This window comes from Bradyrhizobium sp. DOA1, assembly GCF_001593325.1.
In the GTDB taxonomy this organism is placed as follows: Bacteria; Pseudomonadota; Alphaproteobacteria; order Rhizobiales; family Xanthobacteraceae; genus Bradyrhizobium.
On record NZ_JXJM01000001.1, the window covers coordinates 6,039,410 to 6,061,138 of the forward strand.

Consider the following 21,729-nt stretch of genomic DNA (forward strand, 5'->3'; position numbering starts at 1 on the left):
AGACCCTGCCATGGCCCGAAAATCTACCCTGCCTTATCGCCTGCAGCCCATGCTGGCCACGCTGACGGATGCGCCGTTTGACGATCCTGATTGGGTCTTTGAAGACAAATTCGATGGTTTCCGCATGGTCGCGGAAATTTGGCGTGGTCGGGTCGCGCTCTATAGTCGTAACGGGAAAATCATCAGCCAGTCCTATGTCGAGGTCGCGAAGGCACTTGAGGGCGTTAAGGCGGACGCCGTGATCGATGGCGAGCTGGTCGCGATCGGAAAGGACGGCGTATCTCATTGTCAGTTGCTCCAGAACGCCCTGCGTCATGAGGCCAAGCTCTTGTACTGCGCGTTCGACATCATGTTCGCGGACGGCGAGGACCTGCGCGCGCTGCCGCTCCTCGAGCGCAAGAAGCGGCTGAAGGCCATCCTGCCGCGCCACAAGCTGATCGCGTTCAGCAATCACCGCAAAGGCAAGGGAACGAAGTTCTTCGCAGAAGCCGAGCGGAGACACCTCGAAGGCATCATGGCCAAGCGCGCTGACAGCTCGTATGCGTCCGGACGCCGGACCGGCGATTGGCTGAAGGTGAAGACTGCGCAGCGGCAGGAAGTCGTGATCGCCGGGTTCACGGCGCCAAGGCGGACCCGGCCTTTCTTCGGCGCCCTCGTGCTGGCGGTACGCGAAGGAAATGCATGGCGGTACATCGGCCACGTCGGCACGGGCTTCAGCCACCAGGTCCTCGAAGAGCTTCACGGCAAGCTGGTGAGGCTCCAGACAGGGAGGTCGCCGTTCTCCGCCAAGGTAAAGGACGAGCGGGTCACCACCTGGGTGCGTCCTTCGTTGGTTGCGGAAGTGAAGTTCGCTGAGTGGACCAGCAAGGGAGAGCTGCGCCAGCCCGTCTATCTCGGCCTGCGGTCCGACAAGAAGGCCAAGGACGTCGTTCGCGAAAAGAGTTGGTCGAAAGTAGGGTAGCTGATGCGGAGCAAAGGACCTGCGTTCAGCCGGCCTCGCGCTCGGATGCCGAAGGCCACGGCGGCAGGGGCGGCAACCCGAGAGCCTTGCGTACAGGTCCGAACGACCTCCGGTGAGCTGCGCATGCACCAAGCCTGGCAAGCGCTTCGTAATGAGCCGGCACCGGGTAGCCCTTGTGATCCGCAAAGCCGTAGCCGGCGTGACGCACGTCGAGCGTCCGCATTACCGTGTCGCGCTCGACTTTCGCCAGGATAGACGCAGCAGCAATGCTCGCGGACTTGGCATCGCCCTTGATGATGGCCTGCTGGGGGACGTCGATTTCTTTCAACCGCTTCGCATCGATCAGCAAGTGCTGCGGCGTCAATCCTAGTCCCCTGACCGCGCGCTGCATGGCCTGGATGCCCGCCCAATAGATGTTGATCGTGTCGATCTCCTCGACCTCTACAAACGCCACGTACCAACTCTCTGCCTTTGCCTTGATCTCCTTCGCGAGTTCCTCACGGGCCGCAGCGTCGAGTTTCTTTGAGTCGTCGATCCCGACTATCCGGGTGCCCGGCTTTAGGATCACGGCGCCAGCGGAGACCGGCCCGGCGAGCGGGCTCATTCCGGCCTCGTCCACGCCCGCCACGGCATGAACGCCGCTCTCCCACAGAGAGGTTTCAAAACTGAGCATCTTGCGGAGGCGCTGCCCTTCGGACCTGTTTTGAAAACGCCGTTTGTCGATCGAAGCCAGGATGGCGCGGACTCCAGCGCGGGTGTCGACCCGCAAGATCTGCTCGACGCTAACCTCGAGCGGTCTTTTTTCGACGACATAGCGCTGACGCAGCACATCGAGCGAATATTGGAACATGGAGGCCTTCGTGGAGCTAACTGTGGGGAGCGTCTCGGTGAACTTTGTGGCGATTGTCTGAAGCTAAGCTACGCCGAGCGACTTGCAGCGCCTTTTCCCAAGGTAACGGCCCTGCCTTCACCTGAGATGGATTGCATCCACCGATCTCAGAACGGAACTAACTGGTGTCTTTATCCCTTTAGGAGAAGTGAAGCCTCGATCCCAGGGTGCTTCCGAGGGACAGGCCCATGCTCCGAGAGACTGGCAACGACGAACAGGTTCTGGACCGCACCGCCGAGGTTGCGGCCAGCATCGCGGAAGAAGGGCTGCGGTACGTCACCGACTCTGCGCCGGGTTACACGCGAAAGCGGACTGGGACCACCTTCAGCTACTACGACAAGGACGGCAATCGCATCACCGATTCCGCGGTCATCCGGCGCATCAAGTCAATCGGCATCCCGCCCGCTTACGAATCCGTTTGGATTTGCCCCTCGGCCAACGGCCACATCCAGGCGACCGGGCTGGATGCGCGGGGTCGCAAGCAGTATCGCTATCATCCGAAGTGGCGGGAGCTTCGCGACCAGAACAAGTATGAGCATATCATCCAGTTCGCTGCCGCACTGCCTGCAATACGGGAGCGGGCCGCCCTCGACATGAAAAGAGACGGCCTACCGCGCGAGAAGGTGCTGGCCACAATAGTCAGTCTTCTGGAGAAGACATTGATCCGGGTCGGTAACGCCGAGTACGCCGAGAAAAACAAGTCCTACGGGCTCACTACCATGCGTCGCAAGCACGTCGCGGTCGGCCGCGGCGTCCTTCGGTTCGACTTCACGGGCAAGTCCGGCAAGCAATGGAAACTTCGCGTGGAGGATAAGCGGATAGCCGCCATCGTGAAGCGCTGCGCGGAGATCCCGGGACATGAGCTCTTCAAGTACCTGGACGACGATGGGCAGCCGCGCACCGTCGATTCCGGTGACGTCAACGCCTACATCAAGGACATCACGGGCGAGGACTTCAGCGCCAAGGATTTCCGCACCTGGGCGGGAACAGTTCTGGCGGCGTTGGCCTTGGGCGAATTCAAAAAGTACGATAGCCAGGCCGAGGCGAAGCGCAACATCGTCGCCGCGGTCGAAAGCGTCTCGAAGCAACTCGGCAACACGCCCGCAATCTGCCGCAAGTGCTATGTGCACCCGGAAGTCCTGAATGCCTACATGTCCGGTGACCTCGTGAAGATGATCGAAGCCAAAATCGCGCAGAAGTTCAAGCGTCAGTACGCCAAGCTCACGTCCGACGAGATCATGGTGTTGGCATTTCTGCGCAAGCGTCTCGATTCTCTGAAGGCCGCCGCCTAGCCTCCAGTAGCAGTCTCGGAAGGTCTGCGTCCTCCTCTATACTTCGGGACATTCAAACGCAGCTGCTCTCGTCGGCACAAACAAAGTAACGCGCGTTACGCTTTGGGGTGGGGCTGGGGAAATAATCGAGGGTCCGGGACAATTTAAGCCGTCGCGCTCGGCTAGGCTTTTTCCTCAGCCGGGAGTTCACCTCAAGAGGCGTTCACCCTCGCTCGTTCGCGCGCCTCGCGACGACGCTCGCGGCGTTCGCGCCGCCTCTTGGCACGGTCTGCGGCCTGAGGCAGCGGAGGAACTGGCTCTGTTTCGGATACCGCTTTAGCCTTATCGACGGGGGCCTGCTGGGCTGGCTCGGCGGCTGGGGGAGCTTCCATCTTATGGAGCACTTCCCGCCCGCGGGCCGTGATCTTCCAGCCCCCGTTGATGCGTTCGACAAGCCCTTGGCAAAAGATGTCAAGGTCCGGTACTCGCGCTGCCAAGCGCCTGGTCCGATCCGCCCAGTCGCGGCCGCTGGTCGCCAGAATAGCCATGTCCCGTTTGAGGTCCTCCATCGGGGCAAACCCGTCCGGATACGCCACCAAGATCTTCAGGACTGTGACTTGGAAGTTCACGCCAGCCCCGCGATCAGCGCCACATCGTAGGTGCGTAGAGGGCGTCGCGGCCAATCTGCCTGAGCACCTCGGGCGAAACTTCGCCTCGGGTAGCCGCTTCCAAAATCTTCGATGCGACGTGGGTACGTGCCCCGATCTCGCGCTGAGAGACGCTTTCGCAGACTTCGTCGAGGACCGCGCGCAATAGCGCGGTAGTTGTCGTATCGAACATGAGATGCCCCATCAGGAAATATCCGAGTTTAAACCCTTTCACAAATTTGTGGATTTAGGCATGTTAAGACTGGGTCATGTGCGGTGCACCATTTTGACGAGCAGAGCGCCGTCGGCCCAGACTGGTGGTGAGCTCGATCAGCCGCCGCGTCGTCGACTGAACTGAAAGTTGGAGCGAGCGTCTTGTCCGCTGCAATGACGGCTATGCCGTTCGACTATTTCGCCACGGCTCGACGGGGAGCCCCAACGAACCAGGAACAATGTCCAGGCGATCAGATTGGATTGAACGTCCGACCGGGATCACTTCCAGGAAGGCGTCTTTGCAGGAAAGAGCCACCAATGGATGCCGAACGAAAATCATCAAAAGCAGGGGACCGAGCCGCCGAAGGCTTGCGTGAAGCAACTTCCAAGGATGAAGCGAAAACCGAGCGCCAGATGGGGCACGATCTAGCGAAGGGGGCTGATCGTTTCGAAGAGCGCTCGAAGAGCTCCGATGGAAGAAGCGCGGAAGATAAACGAAAGGGGTGAACCAAACAGCAGACCCGTCGTGGCCTGTCCGCGAGGCCGCAGGTGTCACGTGTGATGTATCGGATCGCTCAGCGGGATCGACCTCTCCGCGCCTGGGCCGGCTCCGATCGTGGATGAAACAGGGCCTGCGCTGTTAGATTAGAACGATCAGAAGACCGAATTGCTCGCTCCGTCGGCCCTCCAAAGTCTGCATTGCAGCCTTTGACCCTTGCGGAGAAGCTCATAGGCTTCGCATATTCATCGTTATGGAAAAAGCCGACCAGCGGCCGACGTCCGGTTTGATCGACTTAGCGGACTCGCAAACATTCAGAGCGTAAGTCAGCAATGGGCCACAATGAGACATCAATCCCAATTCTAAGTATGGCTTCATGCTCGGATTAACTCGCCTCTACCAATATCTCGGTTGAGAGGGCCTGAAATGCTGGAATGGCTGGAACTAAGCGGACTGGGGCCACACTTGGCTCGCTTCCGCCGTTGGCTGGACAAGATGCCGAACCGCGAGTTCTCTCAACTTAGCACTTGGGGTAAGTTTGGCCGCCTCATGCTGGTGCTAGTGGTCCTCGGCTTGGTTTCCGCACCAGCCGTCTGGTTGCTCGTCAAATAGCAAACGGGCGGCGCTTGACGCTCCGGCCACATCGATGGCTAAGACGAGGGCGTCTTGCTTTGGGTCAAAAGCCGCCGTCGGCCCCTAGCCCGGAACGGCTCAAGGGCCACAAGCGGAAGTCAGGGCATAGTCAAAGGAGGCCGCGAACTGAGGCGGCTTACTTCGGCCCCGGGAGATCGTCCTTCTTCGGCGGACGTAGGCCGGGCGAGTTAAGCCAATCGTCCATGTGAGCGGCTGCCTCTGCTTGCCTTGCTCTTTTTAATGCCGCGTCTCGCACTGGTCCGTGTGGCAGCAACCTAGCCTCCTCCAAGAGCTTGTGAGCCTCTTCAAGGAGCCGTTCTTTAAGTGACTTAGTTTGTTTGAAACGACGCCGACGAATGATCGTCATAACGCGCTCCTTTCCAATTGGAGGAAGGCGGGAGCGCAATCGCGTTCTCGTCACGGATAAAAGCCAAGGTCCGGTCCGTGATGAAGGGGATAATGACACAGCCCCGGGTCTGGTCTCTATCTTTTGATACGCAGCGGGAAGTAATTATTCTTTGAGTAACTTACTCAAACTGAGCCATTCCCATATTGAAGGCAGCGACCTTCGGCAGTTAGGTCCGCGGCTCCTGCTCACCCGGCACAATGAATTGGATCTCGTCGGCTGTTTCACCGTCGATATTGCGCGGGGGCTCTTGCGTCTTGCGACCGAGAAAGGTGTCCGGCAGTGACTGCGCGAGCAGCTCGCACGACCTCGAGCGTTTGCTCAGCTCGCTCTTGAACATTAGCGGTAGGACGATAAACCGGCATAGGCCGTGCTCCCTTATCACGCAGGCGGGAGCGCAATGATCTCTCAGCCACCGACGCCTACGGGCAAGCCTTGGCCGGTGATGGCAGGTAACTAACACAGGTTGATTGGGTTCCGAAGGAGATAGGACGGTTGCTCCTTATTTCAGCTTCCAGACAATGATCGCCTTGGCGGTAAAGCTGGGTCTGGAGCCAACAAAGCTTTCTTTATCGGCCTCGATGGTGATTTCAATTCCCAATTCCCGGGCTTCTTCAACAGCCTGGTTGAGGGAGCGTATCGCCTCCGTCACCCGATCTAATGCGGCTTGCTCATCTTTATTCGGCAGGGCTACCGACGTTAGTCATACGTGCGGGGGCCGTCCACTCCCCTCAAGGCAGTGCCTTCAGGGCAGCTGAGGGTCAGTAGCGGGCGTCGCGGTTATTGCGAAGGTCAGCTACGGGCCACGAGCGGAGGAGCAAACGCCGGCGGCCGAATATGAAGGCCCCCAACCGAGGCGGCCTCACTTTTAGCCAACAACTCGGAGGCGCGGGCTCAACAATCTTTCAGGAGGGACGCGAACTGGCGTCAGCCTAGTGTCGCGCCGCTGAGCGCTCTTGCAATTAGGGCAAATGAAGAGGTGAGCGATCATGGGCTCGGCGTCGTCTTGCACCAACTCGGATCGAAACCATCTCATTCCGACGTTGCAACTGGAGCAGGCAGGGGCATCAAGTTGCCCCAGCGAATCTTTTGGCCGCTCCATTGCCCGTCCCTCTGTTCGGGAAATAGTAGCAGTATTGCTTCGCCACAAAGGTGTAAAAGTATACACAAGGGCTGCCAGGCCACCGCATTTCACAGACGATAAACCCGCGTCTTGGAACGTTAGATAGAAGACTTGCTTTTTCGCTGCGCAACACGACTGCTGCTGCTCTCGTAGCAGGCGGGTCCGGATGGGATGGCTGCTGGCGCCACCACGGCTTCTTGATGAAGGATTATTGTGCGGGTCGTCCCGCATCTGCGCGCCTGCCATCGCCGATGCGTGTTGCGCCCCCGTCGTTAAACGGAAGAGAACTCACGCGTGAGCACCTTTGATGGCTTCGCGCAGCAGAAGCGCGAGCACCAAGGCCGATGCACCAGTTCGGAGCTGCAGAGCAACACAGGCCCCAGCTCCGGAGGGCTGGGGAAAGAGCTGGGGCCCGACAGCGCTACCCAATTGGGGATGGCGCCGGGAAAACCTAGCAACCGGCTAAGCGTTCCAAGCTCGACAAAGACTTAGCGGCCGATATCGGTCTTGCCATTGGGGCTGCCGTCGCCGCCGCCGTTGCCCTTGCCATTGTTGCCGCGCGGGCCGGCCGGTCCACCGCCAGACTTCGCAATTGCATCGGACGTGAGGGATGTCGAGAGCAGCAGCGTCATCGTCGGAGGTGTCACGGCGGCGAACCGTCCGCATGTTTTTAGGAATTCCCGACGATCATCTTTCTGAGCTGGCATGCGACGTCCTCCAAGAAAACCAGATTAAATCACGTTAAACGAATTTAATCAATTAACCTTCGTTCCCAGGACACCTGTGACTTTCGCCCTAGGGCGCCAGCCGAGCGGGGTACAAAAATCACACTGGCGAAGAGACTTAGCTGGCTACCCCGGCCAACTCTCTGGTTTGGCTTCGAGGTGCCGAATGTCCTTTGATCCGGTGGCCGCTGCGAATCGATTGGTTCGACGCTTACCGTGCTTGGCATTGCGTCGGCGCCTCGGCGGTCCCGGGCGACCCGGTCCAGTGCCGGGGGCGCCCGGGATCATTTCGCGGTGGAACGTTCGCGCTTTTGCCGAGTTTTCCCGATGCCCTTCCCCAAGGGTACCCCAAGTGAAATGGCCCCAGCTCCGCCCGCCCCCTGCGAGCTGGGGCCATTCTTGGCCACCGAGATCCTGCGCTGCGGACAGGCGTTGCAACATTGTCATGGATCAAACCGCACTGTTTGATGAGCTGAGGCGGATCGAGCGCGATGTCGTCGAAGGAGAACGACGGCTCGCTGAGCAGGAGGCCGTGGTTCTTGATTTGAAGCGCAACGGTCAAGACACGACCAAAGCCGAAGCCGAACTTGAACGGATGCGCCAAGATCAGCGAAGTCGCGACCAAGACCGACAACGACTCCTCTCGCGGCTCCAACCCTGATCGTTCTGCGACTCAGAGAAATGTTGCCGTTGTGCTTCTCCGAGACTCTACATCGACGAAATTTGCCGATGTCCGCAACGGGGTCACACGCTGACAATTCAGCAGGCGCCGCTGTGTGTCAGCTTCGGGCCGAGTGCCGACTGGCCCATTCACTCCGTTCAGCTCAGTCCTCTCCGGCTCCCCGGCGATAGCCTTCGCTGTCTAGTTTCGAAATTCGGAAGTGATTTACGCCATAGTAGATCATCAGTCCAACAATCCATCCGATCAGGATGCCCATGCCGGTCGTGTGGCCGAACAGCTTCTGCTCAATCCAATCAAACACCCAGATTGAGACGAGCATTGAGATTAGCGTCCATAGAGTATCAGTCGTCACTTTTGGCTTTGAAAGCACTTCTCTTCACCCGCCAGATATCGCTATCAGCGAACCCTGTTCCGACCCTTGGTCGGGCTCACAATTCAAATGGTTCATACACGAAGTCGGTGAGCTTCCGGTTTAGGTCAGTGGCTGCCCTCGCTGCTCCGGGAAGCCAATTCCGCTCAGCTCTTGTGAGCGGACGGTGCGGAGCAAATAGTCGATGTCCGCCACGGGCGGGCGTCGCGGGTACTGCGGTGAAGGTCAGCTACGGGCGAGAAGCAAACCATTCAGTCCACTCCCCTGGTGCCGAGCGGTCCGGTTTTTTTTGCACTCGCGCAGCCATTCCCGGTCTAATCGTCCCAAATGACTCTAGCGCAGTTCGGGCACTGGTAGACTCGCGCAGGTGGGCGGCCAGCCTCCAGGCGCGAAACCGTCGTTTTGAATATCGCCGGCAGGCGGCAGTCGTCACACGGGGGCGACGGCGCTCGGATGGACTCGCTCGGTGATGTTCGGATCAGCATCCGCAGAACAATGCCATTGACCGAGATGAACGGCCACCTCTTACGTTAAGTTAGAAATCGCGCGCGCACCCGTTCAGGGTCGTCACTTCTTCGGCCGGCCGATTTCCCGGATCGTTAACTCGGCCAAGGCGACAGCGTTGGTGACCCCGCCGTCATAAAGCTCGATCATCCTACTCGCGACCAGATCGCAGATCGGATCGTTTCGACCGGCAAGGTCGAGCTTGCGCAAAGCGTGGTTAAAAGCCAATTCGAGAAGGTGTTGCTGTTCGGGGGTGAAGTGAGTATTCGCGATCATACGCGAGATCGGCATAGTCGTGGCTCCTCAATGTTCGAGTAGACGGGAGCACAACTGGTCTCTCAGTCACCGAACAATGCACGACACGCGCGATGATGTAAGTACCTTTCTACTTTCACGATTGGCAGTCAATAGATGCGGAGTGCCATTTCGCGGGTCTAATTGGGCTTCTGAGGGCTACTTACCGATGTCGGCGAGATGCTGCTACACATCAACGCCAACTTGTCCGCCTGCAACGCCTCAACCGCGGCTTCAATCATTACACGGGGTAGCGACTCCAATCCGGGGGAGATGAGAATACGGAGTTGCCGAATCCTTGCGTCGATCTGATCGCACTTCTCGCACATAGTTTCCCGCTCGCTTCTGGCGGGAGCGCGACTGTCGCTCGCATCACCGATAGATGCCTCGGACCGTGCGGTGATCGGGTGCGGATAGCAGATTGAAGGTCGGGGTACTCCAACAAATGTTAAAAGCAGACCCGTCAAGTTCGCTCCCCTCAGGGCCGGGGACGCAGGCGGCGCGGGTTGGGTGATGTCGCGTGCGATACGGGCTTGCGGCGGGCGCGTCGCTCCGCTTCCTCGACCTGGACTCGGAGATCTTCCAATTCTGAGAGCTGAGCAGCGAGTTCGTTTAACCGTTTAGCAGAAGGGATTTCCGGAAAATCGCGCATGAAGTCCCCAAAACAAAAGCATACTAAAATATCACTTCGAATTAGCGAGAGCCCGGCCGGAGCCGCATTAAAGCAAGTGAATCTCGCTAAACTTATGAACCGGCGCACATTTCCGTTCGCTCCCTTCAAGGGGGCTCAGCCAGCCTGAGAGTCCGCTTAGGGTCGCAATCGGTGGTCCAGACCGCTGCAATCAGTTTCCGCTCTACACCCGAGAGCCGACGCCCTACCGAGCATTCCGCTGGGCAGCGATGGGCCAATGGCGGACGTCGGCGCAACCTCCATCCAGCCAGTTGCCACGCATCATCAGCTTGGCAGCGATCTGTGACCTTGAGGGCAGCAATCAATACGAAAAGGCGGGGAGCTAGAGCCAATAACTCTTTTTTTGAGGCGACTGGGCTTTGACGTTATAATTCAGACCGACACGGGCAACGTGGAAACGCGTGTCGATGGTTCTGCGCCTGCAACGACGAACCGGGAACGGCGTTCGGACGTTGTAGGCTCTGCGGTCACCATCGCACTCTGCCTCGAGCTCTAGGTGGCCACATTTAGCAAGTTCTACTAGGCAGGCGGGCGCCGAAGTCTAAGCGACCTGCACCAGAACGCCCGATGCGCCGTTCAGCAGCCGCTTCAGGTGAAAGCCTGCGAGCCTGTCGTCGGCGTGCGCGCCCACCAGGGCCGCGAAAGCGGCCATAGCCGACTCATCTTTCGCCTCAAGCTTCGCGAAAGCCTTCCGATATCGTTCTGCCGACGGCGCCTCGAACGCCGGCGTATCCAGCGACTCGAAAGCTCGAAGCGGCTCGCTGCGGCCGCGAAGCAGCAGATCGCCTACCGGCCTACCCTTGAAGTCGGCCGCCGCTCGGGCGACGGGATCGCTGACACAAATGCGGGTACCCAGCGTTTTGTTGGCAGCCTCGAGCCTTGCCGCGGTGTTCACGGTGTCCCCATACGCTGTGTAGTCGAAGAAGCGGTTGCCGCCGAAATTGCCGACCAGCGCCGGGCCGGCGTGGACGCCGATGCGCGTGGCGCCGAACTCAATGCCCTTCGCCAACCAGTCGGCCCGGAATCCTTCCGCCCAGACGTCGATGGCGTGCGCGCAGGCAACCGCCCGGGTTGCGTAGTCAGGCTGGTCGCCTGGCGCGTTGAACAGCACCTGAATGGCGTCCCCGATAATCTTAGCCACCGTTCCCTCGTGCGAGAACACGACGTCCGTGATTCCGCCGACGTATTCTCCGAGCAAAACCCCGAGCAGGTCGGGAGCCGTGTTCTCCACCAGAGAGGTGAAGCCAGTGATGTCGGTGAAGATGACCGCGACGTCCCTGCGGTGCACCTCCATGCCGGCGCCATTGTTCGCGAGGCGACTTGCGATCTGCGGCGAGAAATATCTCGATAGCGACGCATGAGCGCGCTCAGCCTCCGCCTGTCGTCGCCGTGCTTCGCGCAAGGTCTCGATGTGTCGGATGGTCTTGTTGATCGTGGATTCCAGGTCGGCGAAATCGATGGGCTTGGTCAGAAAGTCGAAAGCGCCACGATTCATTGCGGTCCGTATGTTGATCATATCGCCGTACGCCGAAACGACAATTGCCGCCTTTTTGTCCTCTCGCTCCTGCATTTTCGCCAACAGGGAAAGGCCATCCATGCGCGGCATGTTGATGTCCAACACCATGAGATCGACATCCGGACGCAATTCGATCGATTGCAGCGCTTCAAGACCGTCGCGAGCGAACAAAAACCTTATGCGCCGCTCGCGGATTTGCCGGCGAAACGTCCGGAGGACCAGCGCCTCCAGATCAGGTTCATCATCGACGACAAGAACAGTCGAGGTCATGCGGCATGTTCCAGTCTCGCCTCGATCGCTCGGCGGACCTGTCCTAAGTCGATCGGCTTGGTCAACAGGGCCTGCGCGCCCCGCTCAAGGGCCGTCTTACGCGTTTCGGCGTCTCCGTACGCTGTGATCATGATCACGGGAACGTCGGGCCGCCGAGAGCGAAGCTCCGGCAGCATATCCAGCCCGCTCATCCCGGGCATGTTGATGTCGGAGAGGATGAGAATCAGCGTTCGCTCGCCGGTATCGGAAATGCGGTCCAGGGCCTGCGCTGCCGAACCGGCGAAGTCCATTACAAAGCGTTGGGCGCGAAGCTCGCGCCGAAATTGCTGGCGGAAGAGCACCTCCAGATCGGGTTCGTCATCCACCACGAGCACTGTTACGGTCATGGTCAGCCTGCGATACTGTCCGAAAGGGGGGTGTTGCGCGGCAGCAAGATGGTGAACTCGGTGAATTCGCCGGGCTCTGTTTCGACATCGATCCTGCCGCCATGTAGCTTCACGATGATGTCGTGACTCATCGATAGTCCGAGGCCCGTTCCTTCTCCGGGCGGCTTAGTCGTGAAGAACGGATTGAACATTTTCTCCTTCACCTCGGGCGGAATGCCAACGCCATTGTCACGAATTCGGATTTCAACGTGATCACCGCGATCATGCGTGCTGACGCAGAGTTTCGGCTCAAATCCGGGATCACCGTTGTTGCAGCGCTTGGCCACGGCATAGAAGCCATTTGATATGACGTTCAGCAGCACTCGCGTGATCTCCTGCGGGAATACATCGGCAATGCCGCTGTCCGGATCGAACTCGCGGACGAGGGTCACGTTGAATTGTGGTCTTTCGGTGCGCGCGCCATGGTAGGCGAGATTGAGGCTCTCCTCGACCAGCGCGTTGACGTCGGCAGCGCGATGTTCGCCGCCGCCACCACGCGAATGCAGGAGCATGTTCTTGACGATTGAGTCGGCGCGCTTACCATGCTGCACGATTTTCTGAAGATTGTCTGTTAGCAGCCCGCTCAGTTCATGGACTTCCTCGCGGATGTCATTTGGCAGCATGAGCGGGACGAGAACCTCGTTCAACTCCCCGGTCAGCTCGACTGAGAGCGCGGCAAAATTGTTGACGAAATTGAGCGGGTTCTTGATCTCGTGCGCAATGCCAGCGGTGAGCTGACCGAGTGAAATGAGCTTTTCTGTCTGTACTAGTCGATCCTGGGCCGCGCGTAGATCGTCGAGGGATCCGGCAAGTTCCTTCGTGCGTGCCTCTAGCTCTTCGAACAAGCGCGCGTTCTCGATCGCGATCACGGCCTGATCGGCGAACGTCTTGAGAAGGTTGATCTGGCTGTCCGTGAAGGTTCCCGGTTCGACGCGCGAAACGCCGATCGTACCGATCGCCACACCTTTTCGGAGCATGGGCACGACCACGATGCTTCGATATCCCCTCGCGCGCGCCATGCTCTTGATCGCCGGATGGACACCCGGGTCGGTCTCGATGTCGGAGCGAAATGCGATCGTCGACGTGAGTGCGACGCGGCTGTGGATCCCGGAGGACGTGAGCGGTGCGGGGAATGAAACTCGGATCTCCTCATCACCGGCCACACTTCCTGCCGTGCATGCCGCCAGATGAAGCATGTCGCCGACGACACGTGTCACGAGCGCCGTTTGGCCGGCAAGCAATCGCCTCGCGCTTTCGGAGATGACGTCGAATACCGGCTGCACGTCAGTTGGCGAACTGGCGATGACATTGAGTATTCCTGCCGTGACGGTCTGCCGCTCCAGCGCGATAGCGAGTTCGCTCTGCAAGCGGGCGTTCTCGGCTACTCTGCTTTGCAGTCGATGTTCGAGCTCATCGGCCCTCTGCCTAAGGTCGGCATCCGTTGTGGTGATCATCACGTTCCCCACTCAGCGCCCACACCGCGATCGCGACTAGGCCAACCCCAGGCCGCCGTCGATTGCAACTACCTGCCCCGTCATCCATTCCGAGCCCGAGCCCGCAAGCCGGACAATCCATTCTGCGACATCGTCCGGGATCCCTCGCCGTCCGAGCGGAATGCGCACGCGCTCCTGTTCTTTCACCGCGGCGGCTTGTTCCTGGGTCAGCCCCATCATGCCGGTGAGGGCGCCGGATTCCGTTGGCCCAGCGGCGACGGCGTTCACCCGTATGCCGAAGGGCGCAAGCTCCAGCGCCCAGCAACGGGTCAGATGCTCCAGCGCCGCCTTGCTCGCTGCATAATGAGACAGTCCGGCTGCGGGCCGGTGACCAAAGGTGCTCGACACGTTGATGATCGTGCCGCGCCCCGCCTTCAGGTGCGGAAGCGCAGCGGAGGCAAGCAGGCTAGGACCGAGCACGTTGACCGAGAAGATATCCATGATGTGATCGGCCGAGGTATCCGCCAATGGAAGGATTGCGCCGGCGCCGGCGTTGTTGACCAAGGCGTCTATTCTGCCCCAGAGATCCACCGCCTTGGCGATTGTGCGCCTGGCATCATCGGTCGAGGCCGCGTCCGCAACTATCCCCTCGATGTTCGGATGCTCGGCGATCGTTTCGTCCAACGGACCCGCCCGGCGGCCCGTCACGAGCACCTTGTCGCCCTGATTGGCGAGCCGGATTGCCGCCGCTCGCCCGATTCCTGAAGTGCCGCCGGTCACGATGATGACCTTCTCTTTGCTACGCATGTTGATCGTGCTCCTCTGCGGTCACTGGGCCGTCCAGCCGCCATCGACCGAGATCGACGTTCCGGTGACCTGGTCGGCGGCGGACGAACATAGAAAGGCGACAGTTCCGCCAAGCTGCGCCGGAGAAACAAATTCGAGGGACGGCTGCTTCTCCGCGAGGAGTGTCCTGGCGGCTTCCGTCCGGCTAATCCCTCTTTGCGCAGCGATGTCGTCGATCTGCTTGTCGACCAGGGGCGTTCGCACCCAACCCGGACAGACCGCATTGCACGTGACCCCGCTCCCCGCGGTCTCCAGGCCGACCACTTTGGTCAGGCCGACCAGGCCGTGCTTGGCCGCGACGTAGGCTGCCTTATGCGTCGAGGCGACGAGGCCGTGCGCGGAGGCGATGTTGACGATCCGGCCCCAGCACTGCTTCTTCATCTGGGGGACCGCCGCCGCAATGCCGTGGAACGCGGCCGACAGATTGATCGCCAGAATCGCGTTCCACCTGTTGGCTGGGAATTCTTCGACCGGCGCAGTGAACTGGATGCCGGCATTGTTGACGAGGATGTCGAGCCGGCCGAATTTCTCGACCGTCGCTGCGATCAATCCGCGCACGGCCTCCTCCTTCGACATATCGGCGCCATCGTAAACGGCGCGTACACCATGCTCGCGTTCGATCCCGCCGCGGAGCGCCTCTATTCCGCTGGCATCGCCAAAGCCATTCAAAACGATGTCAGCCCGGAGCTTGGCCAGCTCACGGGCGATACCGAGCCCGATACCGCTGGTCGATCCGGTGACGACGGCTACCCTGCCCTTCAACATGGGACTTCCTTTCGATGCTATGATGTGAGATTTGCCGCGAGATCAGTCGCGGCGGTGGATATCGTGCGTGACAATGCCGAGCTCGGGAGCGGGCGGGTCTAGCCGCCGCGGATCGGCCAACGTACGGCGGATATCCTCCAAACCGCTCTGCCAATGCGCGCGCATCGCGTTCAACCCGAATTCGTAGTCCTTTGAATGGCGCTCGTAGGTCTTGGACTGATAGATCAGATGGATGATGTTGCAGGAGCGATGGCGAGCCATGTCCGCGATGTCGCGGATTTCCGGATCCTGCTTCGCGCCATCCGGCAGCAGTTCAAGCATTCGCTGCAGCGCTCGACGCATATTCTGCATCCGCAGCGCCTGGTCCGTGATGGCGCGTGTGCGGCTGGAATACTGAATATCCTTCTGGCGGCTCGACACCTCCATCAGGTCATTCGGCACACGGCCCCGCGCCGACCAAAGGTCGACCTGGAAGGTCAGCGTGTCGCGCGGCTCGCTCGACAGCACTCGGGATAGAGGCGTGTTCGAAACGACGCCGCCGTCCCAATAGTGCTCGCCGTCGACCTCGACCGCAGGGAAGCCCGGCGGCAGGGCACCGGATGCCATGAAATGCTGCGGTCCGAGCCGGCGTTCAGCCGTGTCGAAGTAGGTCAGGTTGCCCGTACGGACGTTGACCGCGCCAACGCTGACGCGCACCTCCCCCGCGTTCAGCCGATCAAAGTCGACAAGCTGCTCCAACGTCTGCTGCAATGGTGAGGTATCGTAGAAACTCGTCGCTGCGTTGCCCGAGAAGGGCGACAAGAACGGTGGCGGGAAACGTGGCTTGAAAAACCCGGGTTGCCCCTGGAGGAGGGCCCTGAGCGCCGCCAGGGCATTGTGCGCTGAGCGGAGATCGAAGGCGAACGGCATCGCATGGGCAAGCCCTTCGCCGACCGGCCATTCCACCGCCGCCGCGCAGATGCTCTCCCAGAACTTGCGCAGCCGTTCGATCCGTTCGGCCTCGGGCGAGCCGGCAATAATGGCGGCGTTCAGCGCACCGATCGAAATGCCAGCCAACCAGTTCGGGCGTATGCCGGCTTCGTGCAGGCCTTCGTATACCCCGGCTTGATAGGCACCGAGCGCGCCGCCACCCTGCAGCACCAGGGCCACGACATCATATGGCAATGGCCTGGCCGGTTGCGGCGCCTGATCAATTTTCCCACGCATAACGTTCAGCATTTTCTGAAGCTCCGGATATAGGGCTGATCTCGGTCAGCCGGCATTTGCTTCGATCGAGACGTCAGAGACCGAGCCGCGGCGCGGAGTTGCCGGGTCGGCGGCAAGATAGTCATGGACCACGCCGCCGAGCCCGAGCGTCAGGTCCACGATGAGGTGCTTGGCCGACACGACCTGCAGTACCGGCAACTCGGCGACGGGTGCCAGCGCGTGCGAGTACAGATCCAGGGCGGCGGGCCCGGTCCAAGCACCTTTCACGGTGATGTCCTCGAGGTGGAAGCGCACCAGCTCGCAGATGCGCGGCGAACCGTCGACATGCGGAATGATCTTGAGAAGGAAGTTAGGGGCAGCGAGCTTCCTGGCTTCCGCCGCGGTATCAAGCGTGCGGTGCTTGTAGCCCATGGTGCCGGTCGCAATACGGACCGAACCGTAGTCCAATGTACCGACCAGCGTGTCGATTTCGACCTCCAGCTTCGGTTGCGCCAATTTTTTGGGAAATCCCCACAATTCGCGCCCGCCCGCAATCGGCGGATGGTCGTTCAGGAACATCTGATGGGTGAAGCCGCCCAATTGGCCCTTGTAGGATACTGGAATGACCTGGCCGCTCTCGGTGTAGTCGCCGAAACCAGTGGAATCCGGCATGCGGATGAACTCGTAGTTCACGACCGAGTCGGTGACCTCCAGCGGTTCCGGCACCACGCGGCGCAGCGCGTCGGGATCGGTGCGGTATTGGATGATGAAATACTCGCGGTCGACGAAGCGGTAAGGACCGGGAGGAAAGGCCGGGCTGCTCAGCGGCATTGCAAACGAGGATGCGCGGACGTTCTCGTATTTCATGTGGCGAACTCCATGTTCGACATTGGCGGGCGCATCGCGTCTGCGAGCACCCGCCACTGGTTCGGATTCGACTCGACTGGCGGTCAGTAGTCCCAGAAGACCGGGACCCAACGGAACGCGTCGCCGGCGACCGCGACATGGCCGACCGACGGGAACGGCATGTGCGTGGCCACCAGCAGCTCGCCGCTCTGCGCGAGCTCCCGCAGTAGCCGGATGCGAACGCGCGCCGCCTCCTCAGGGTCGTGCTCGAAGCCGTTGTGCCATTCGGGCTGGTCGAACCCGACGGCGAACACGGCGTCCCCGGCGAATGTCAGCGCTTCGCCGCCGGAGGCCACGCGGACCACGCTGTGTCCGGGAGTGTGACCGCCGGTGCGGCGGACGACGACCCCGGGCGCAACCTCGTGCTGCTCGTCGAACTTGCGGATCTGACTGCCGTACATCTTCATGAACTGCTTGGCAGCGGCGCGAAGCGCATCGGGAAACCCCTGGGGCATGTTAGTGTGGGTGAAATCCGGAGACTCCCAGAACTCGACTTCCGCGGCGGCGACGTGGATCTGCAGGTCGTTGCGCAACCGCTCCTTCACGCCCTCCACCAGCAAGCCGCCTACGTGATCCATATGCATGTGGGTCAATACTAGATCGGTCACGGACGAGAGGTCGATCCCGGCGGCCTCAAGCCGCTTGACCAACTGTCCAGCTCGCGGCAGATGCAAGTCCGGGTCGGACCCCAGTCCGGCGTCGATGAGGATCGTCTTGTCAGCGCTGCGTACCATCACCGCATTCAGGGCCCAGTCGAACGCATCTTGAGGCAGGAACATCTCGTTCAGCCAGTTGGCCCGTGCGGCCGGGTCAGCGTTGTGCGCCAGCATAGTGCTCGGCAGCGGCAGCACCCCGTCGCTGACCACCAGGACGTCGATGTCGCCTATGCGCACCGCATAGCGCGAGGGCACGAGCTCTTCGGGTTTCGCGGCAATGGAGGCGTTGTGCAGATTCATCTTGATTCTCCTTTTCGAGGTTGGGGGTAGTTGCTAGAGCGCGGTGACGCGCTCGGGATCAGCGGACGCGAGCGCTGCGGCACGCTCGGCCTTGGGCGGATAGATCCAGACTGTGTTGATCTCTCGCTTGGTCTTCTTTGCCGCGTCGCCGACCATCTCGACCGTGCGGTCCCAGCCGCGGGTGAACAGCGCGCCGGCTTCGCCGAGGTCGAGACAGGTGACGTAGGCCTTCTGGTGATACTGTCTGGTCCGAACGCCGAGCAGCTCGGCCGCGGCGTTGTTGCCGGCGAAGGCGCCCATTCGGGTCGCGTGCTGACATGACATCAGCGCGTAATTCCCGACATCGTCACACGCGGCTCGTGCCGCATCGCCCGTGGCGAAGACCCCGCTTACCGACGGCACGCGCAGATCGCGGTCGACGAGCAGCCGGCCAAACTTGTCCCGTTCGGCGGGGATCTGCGCCGTCAACGGCGCCGCGCGCATGCCGGCGGCCCAGATCACTGTCTCGCATTCGATCCGGTCGCCGCTGGAAAGCGAGACGCCGGACTTGTCGAGGGAGGTCACGCCGACACCAAGCTTGGTTTCGACGCCCAGCTTGCGCAGCGCCGCTTCGATGACTGGGCGAGGGCCGGCACCCATGTCAGGGGCGATCCCCTCGTTGCGGTCGACGATCACCACGCGCAGCTTCGCGTCTTCACCAAGGATCTTGCGCAGGCGCGAAGGCACCTCGGTCGCCGCCTCAATGCCCGTGAATCCGCCGCCTGCGACGACAACGGTATTGCGCGCCTCCGAGGCTGGGCGGCTTGACAGCCCGTGCAAGTGGCGATCGAGCGCAACGGCATCCTCGAGCTGGTCGACGCTGAAACCGTGCTCCGCAAGGCCGGGGACTTGGGGGCGAAACAGCTGGCTCCCCGTCGCGACCACCAGCCTGTCGTAGGACAGCTTGTTCCGCGTGCCCTGCGCTGCGGCGACCTCGACCACCTTGGAGGTGGTATCGATCGCCTCGGCTTGACCCTTGACATAAACGACGTCGATCGCCTTGAAGACGTCCAGCAACGGGGCCGCCAGGGTCTCGGGCTTCGGTTCGTAGAGCCGCGGGCGAACCACGAGCGTCGGTTCGGGCGCGATGACCGCGATCTCGAGCTTGTCCGGCGGCGCGCCGTGGATGTCGCGCAGGCGGGCGGCTGAGAGGGCGGCATACATGCCGGCGAAGCCGGCGCCTATGATGACGATGCGCATGTTGAATTGTCCTTGATTGATGCGATTGCGAATGAGGGGCGGCTAAGTCGTCACGAATCTGAGCAAGTCGGCATTGACGATCTCTGGATGCGTTGTGCACAGGCCGTGCGGCAGCAGGTCGTAGATCTTCAGTGTGCTGTGCTTGAGCAGGCGAGCCGCGAGCTCAGCCGAGTCGGCGACCGGAACGATCTGGTCGTCGCTGCCGTGCAGCACCAGCGTCGGGGCCGCGATGCTCTTCAGGTCTTCGCTGAAGTCGGTTTCGGAGAACGCCTTTATGCCGTCGTAATGCGCCTTGCTGCTGCCCGTCATGGCTTGACGCCACCAATTCCAGATGACTGCCTGAGAAGGCGCGGCGCCTGGACGATTGTAGTTGTAGAAGGGACCGCTTGCGAATTCGAAGTAGAATTGAGACCTGTTGGCGGCGAGCCGCTGGCGTAGGCCGTCGAATTCTTCAAGCGGCAGTCCGCCAGGATTGGCCTCGGTCTTGAGCATCAGCGGCGGCACCGCGCCGATGAGCACCAGCTTGGCCACCCGATCCCGGCCATGACGCGCGACGTAGCGCGTGGCCTCGCCGCCGCCGGTGGAATGGCCGATATGAACGGCGTTGCGAAGATCGAGATGCTCGACGAGTGCGGCGACGTCGGCGGCATAGTGATCCATGTCGTGGCCGCCGCTGACCTGGCTCGAGCGGCCATGACCGCGGCGATCATGCGCGATCACGCGAAAACCCTTGCCGAGGAAGAACAGCATCTGGGGGTCCCAGTCATCGGCACTGAGCGGCCAGCCATGATGAAAGACGATCGGCTGTGCAGATTTCGGTCCCCAGTCCTTGTAGAAGATCTGGACGCCGTCGCTGGTGGTGACGAAGCTTGCATCATCTTTCGTCCCGGCAGAGAGGACGGCGGGCCCGGCGTCGCGGCCGACGGCCGAGGTGGAGCGGACGGTCAACGAAGCCGTATACAGAAGAGCCGTTGCGAGGATGTTGCGGCGCGAGGTGCTCGCGAGCCGACAGAGAGAGGTTTTCAAGGGCATTTGCTGCTCCATTGCAGGTGTAGGTCACAATGGATGTCTAGCGGGCTGGATTTGCCAGCGCCCCAGCGCGATTGCGGTGATTGCAGCGAGATTGCTGCTAACGCACGCGCCGTCGCCAATCGCTCGGCGTTTCCCCGGTCAGCTTTCGAAACGCTGCGGCGAATGCGGTCTGAGAGGAGTAGCCCAGCGTGACGGCGATCGAGACGACGGACTCGTCGGTATCGCGCAGCATGTTCATGGCTTGCTCGAGCCGGTGCTGACGCAGCCAGGCATGCGGCGAAAGCCCGGTGCTGTCTTTGAACGCGCGGCAGAAGTGAAATCGCGACAAGCCAGCTTCGGCGGCAAGCGAGGCGAGCGAAACGTCGGCATCTCTTTCGGAGCGCAAGCGCTCGATCGCCCGAAGCAATGTTCTCGGCGCCAACCCGCCCCTGGCTGGCGCTATCGTGCTTGGTGAGCCGGTGTGCGCGGCGAGAAGACGCGTTGCAAGCAAATCCATGAATTGCTGTCTGAACAGCGTATCGAGAGCCTCGTTTCCTTCCAGCACATCCGCGGCGCTCAGGAGCAATCGGGACGTGACGGGGTCGGGATGCCCGGTTCGCTCGAGAAGTTCGGACGGTGCGCCAACTTCCGCTTCGTCGGCAACGCGATTAAGCGTAGTTTGCGGAAGGTAGAGTTGAACGACGTCGACGGGCTTGGGAATGTCCCACCGGGAGCTCGATCCCTCGGGAATGATCGTCACGACTCCCGGGCGAAAGGTCCCGATTGCGACGGATTGCCCGGACCGCCGCTCCATGCGTTGCACCGCGCTGTTGTAAGCCATGACGACGTGATGGCTCATGGGCGCGACCACATCGTGCAACGGTTCGTGCTTCCAGTGCGCAATCCCGGCGCCCGAGGAATCCAGGGCCATGCGGAAAGGTACCGTGCCGAGCACGCGCGCCATCTCCAAATCGGCGGGGAGGCGGTCGCCCGCCGGGTCGCGCCGCACCTCCGACGCGGCGGGGGCATTGGTCGAGGACTCGCGCAAGACAATTTTGCTCATGGCTTTACTGGTGCAGCGGCGCGTCACTGCCGCGCGCCAAATTGATTCAGCCGCCATCGTAGGGGGGCCAGTCTGGTGATCTTTGCTCAACGGCTTCATCGGCCCGAAGGCGCGCCATCCAGGTCCCAAAGCCGTTGATTTGCGGGCTTTTAGGAGGGGCGAAAATTTGCGTCTTTCCTGATTTTGCCATCTCTTGCCTGATTCTG

Annotated in this window: 22 protein-coding genes; 4 read left to right on the top strand and 18 right to left on the bottom strand. The window is 61.0% G+C overall.

Translation table 11 applies throughout. The features are described 5' to 3' along the window. Window positions 1–10 precede the first annotated feature (10 nt). Window positions 11–961, top strand: coding sequence for a non-homologous end-joining DNA ligase (gene ligD / locus SE91_RS27895; protein WP_061849926.1), 951 nt, complete (start codon window positions 11–13; stop codon window positions 959–961). Between the two features lie 25 nt (window positions 962–986). Here ligD and rnhB read toward each other — a convergent pair whose 3' ends face one another. Beyond that, on the bottom strand, window positions 987–1,811 hold the full coding sequence (rnhB, locus tag SE91_RS27900; protein ID WP_061849927.1) for a ribonuclease HII: 825 nt from the start codon (window positions 1,809–1,811) through the stop codon (window positions 987–989). 227 nt (window positions 1,812–2,038) lie between these two features. On the opposite strand from rnhB, the gene SE91_RS27905 reads away from it, so the two are divergent. Continuing rightward, window positions 2,039–3,142: a DNA topoisomerase IB gene (locus tag SE91_RS27905; RefSeq protein WP_061849928.1), complete on the top strand. Its 1,104-nt coding sequence runs from the start codon at window positions 2,039–2,041 to the stop codon at window positions 3,140–3,142. 191 nt (window positions 3,143–3,333) lie between these two features. Here the strand turns inward: SE91_RS27905 and SE91_RS37835 are convergent, their stop codons facing one another. Together SE91_RS37835 and SE91_RS27915 are read right to left on the bottom strand one after the other, a co-directional pair. Beyond that, on the bottom strand, window positions 3,334–3,750 hold the full coding sequence (locus tag SE91_RS37835) for a hypothetical protein (protein WP_061849929.1): 417 nt from the start codon (window positions 3,748–3,750) through the stop codon (window positions 3,334–3,336). 13 nt (window positions 3,751–3,763) lie between these two features. Continuing rightward, the gene (locus tag SE91_RS27915) at window positions 3,764–3,961 is read right to left on the bottom strand and encodes a hypothetical protein (protein ID WP_061851366.1); all 198 of its coding nucleotides are present in this window, start codon (window positions 3,959–3,961) and stop codon (window positions 3,764–3,766) included. A 338-nt stretch (window positions 3,962–4,299) separates the two neighbouring features. Here SE91_RS27915 and SE91_RS27920 point away from each other — a divergent pair, with 338 nt between their 5' ends. Then, a complete protein-coding gene (locus SE91_RS27920) occupies window positions 4,300–4,488 on the top strand; it encodes a hypothetical protein (protein ID WP_061849930.1) in 189 nt (62 codons plus the stop codon). 1,533 nt (window positions 4,489–6,021) lie between these two features. Here SE91_RS27920 and SE91_RS36615 read toward each other — a convergent pair. Together SE91_RS36615 and SE91_RS27930 are read right to left on the bottom strand one after the other, a co-directional pair. After that, window positions 6,022–6,171, bottom strand: a complete 150-nt coding sequence (locus tag SE91_RS36615) for a hypothetical protein (protein ID WP_156489819.1) — start codon at window positions 6,169–6,171, stop codon at window positions 6,022–6,024. Between the two features lie 959 nt (window positions 6,172–7,130). Further along, window positions 7,131–7,274 carry a hypothetical protein gene (locus tag SE91_RS27930; RefSeq protein WP_502687158.1) on the bottom strand — a complete coding sequence of 48 codons (144 nt, stop codon included), beginning with the start codon at window positions 7,272–7,274 and terminating at the stop codon, window positions 7,131–7,133. 538 nt (window positions 7,275–7,812) lie between these two features. On the opposite strand from SE91_RS27930, the gene SE91_RS27935 reads away from it, so the two are divergent. After that, window positions 7,813–8,028 (top strand): hypothetical protein, encoded by a 216-nt coding sequence (locus SE91_RS27935; protein ID WP_061849933.1) that lies wholly within the window; start codon window positions 7,813–7,815, stop codon window positions 8,026–8,028. A 163-nt stretch (window positions 8,029–8,191) separates the two neighbouring features. On the opposite strand, the gene SE91_RS36620 is transcribed toward SE91_RS27935, so the two are convergent. The 13 genes from SE91_RS36620 to SE91_RS28000 all read right to left on the bottom strand — a co-directional run bounded on the left by SE91_RS36620 (window position 8,192) and on the right by SE91_RS28000 (window position 21,523). After that, entirely contained in the window at window positions 8,192–8,368 is a 177-nt protein-coding gene (locus SE91_RS36620) for a hypothetical protein (RefSeq protein ID WP_156489820.1), read from the bottom strand. A gap of 618 nt (window positions 8,369–8,986) precedes the next feature. Then, the gene (locus tag SE91_RS27940) at window positions 8,987–9,214 is read right to left on the bottom strand and encodes a hypothetical protein (protein ID WP_061849934.1); all 228 of its coding nucleotides are present in this window, start codon (window positions 9,212–9,214) and stop codon (window positions 8,987–8,989) included. A 1,235-nt stretch (window positions 9,215–10,449) separates the two neighbouring features. Beyond that, window positions 10,450–11,694: an adenylate/guanylate cyclase domain-containing protein gene (locus SE91_RS27950; protein WP_061849936.1), complete on the bottom strand. Its 1,245-nt coding sequence runs from the start codon at window positions 11,692–11,694 to the stop codon at window positions 10,450–10,452. Further along, window positions 11,691–12,080 (bottom strand): response regulator, encoded by a 390-nt coding sequence (locus SE91_RS27955; protein ID WP_061849937.1) that lies wholly within the window; start codon window positions 12,078–12,080, stop codon window positions 11,691–11,693. Before SE91_RS27955 ends, SE91_RS27950 begins: the two co-directional genes overlap by 4 nt. 2 nt (window positions 12,081–12,082) lie before the next feature. Beyond that, entirely contained in the window at window positions 12,083–13,573 is a 1,491-nt protein-coding gene (locus SE91_RS27960) for a GAF domain-containing sensor histidine kinase (RefSeq protein ID WP_061849938.1), read from the bottom strand. 36 nt (window positions 13,574–13,609) lie between these two features. Continuing rightward, complete coding sequence (locus tag SE91_RS27965) at window positions 13,610–14,359, bottom strand: SDR family NAD(P)-dependent oxidoreductase (RefSeq protein ID WP_061849939.1); 750 nt, start codon at window positions 14,357–14,359, stop codon at window positions 13,610–13,612. Window positions 14,360–14,380: 21 nt separating this feature from the next. Beyond that, window positions 14,381–15,163 carry a 3-hydroxybutyrate dehydrogenase gene (locus SE91_RS27970; RefSeq protein ID WP_061849940.1) on the bottom strand — a complete coding sequence of 261 codons (783 nt, stop codon included), beginning with the start codon at window positions 15,161–15,163 and terminating at the stop codon, window positions 14,381–14,383. A gap of 42 nt (window positions 15,164–15,205) precedes the next feature. After that, on the bottom strand, window positions 15,206–16,381 hold the full coding sequence (locus SE91_RS27975) for a DUF3734 domain-containing protein (RefSeq protein ID WP_061849941.1): 1,176 nt from the start codon (window positions 16,379–16,381) through the stop codon (window positions 15,206–15,208). A gap of 33 nt (window positions 16,382–16,414) precedes the next feature. Then, window positions 16,415–17,215 carry an acetoacetate decarboxylase gene (locus tag SE91_RS27980; RefSeq protein WP_061849942.1) on the bottom strand — a complete coding sequence of 267 codons (801 nt, stop codon included), beginning with the start codon at window positions 17,213–17,215 and terminating at the stop codon, window positions 16,415–16,417. Window positions 17,216–17,298: 83 nt separating this feature from the next. Next, window positions 17,299–18,210 (bottom strand): MBL fold metallo-hydrolase, encoded by a 912-nt coding sequence (locus SE91_RS27985; RefSeq protein ID WP_061849943.1) that lies wholly within the window; start codon window positions 18,208–18,210, stop codon window positions 17,299–17,301. 33 nt (window positions 18,211–18,243) lie between these two features. Next, a complete protein-coding gene (locus SE91_RS27990; protein ID WP_061849944.1) occupies window positions 18,244–19,449 on the bottom strand; it encodes an NAD(P)/FAD-dependent oxidoreductase in 1,206 nt (401 codons plus the stop codon). A 42-nt stretch (window positions 19,450–19,491) separates the two neighbouring features. Beyond that, window positions 19,492–20,481, bottom strand: coding sequence for an alpha/beta fold hydrolase (locus SE91_RS27995; protein WP_082813938.1), 990 nt, complete (start codon window positions 20,479–20,481; stop codon window positions 19,492–19,494). A 97-nt stretch (window positions 20,482–20,578) separates the two neighbouring features. Next, window positions 20,579–21,523 (bottom strand): helix-turn-helix domain-containing protein, encoded by a 945-nt coding sequence (locus tag SE91_RS28000; protein ID WP_061851368.1) that lies wholly within the window; start codon window positions 21,521–21,523, stop codon window positions 20,579–20,581. Window positions 21,524–21,729 lie beyond the last annotated feature (206 nt).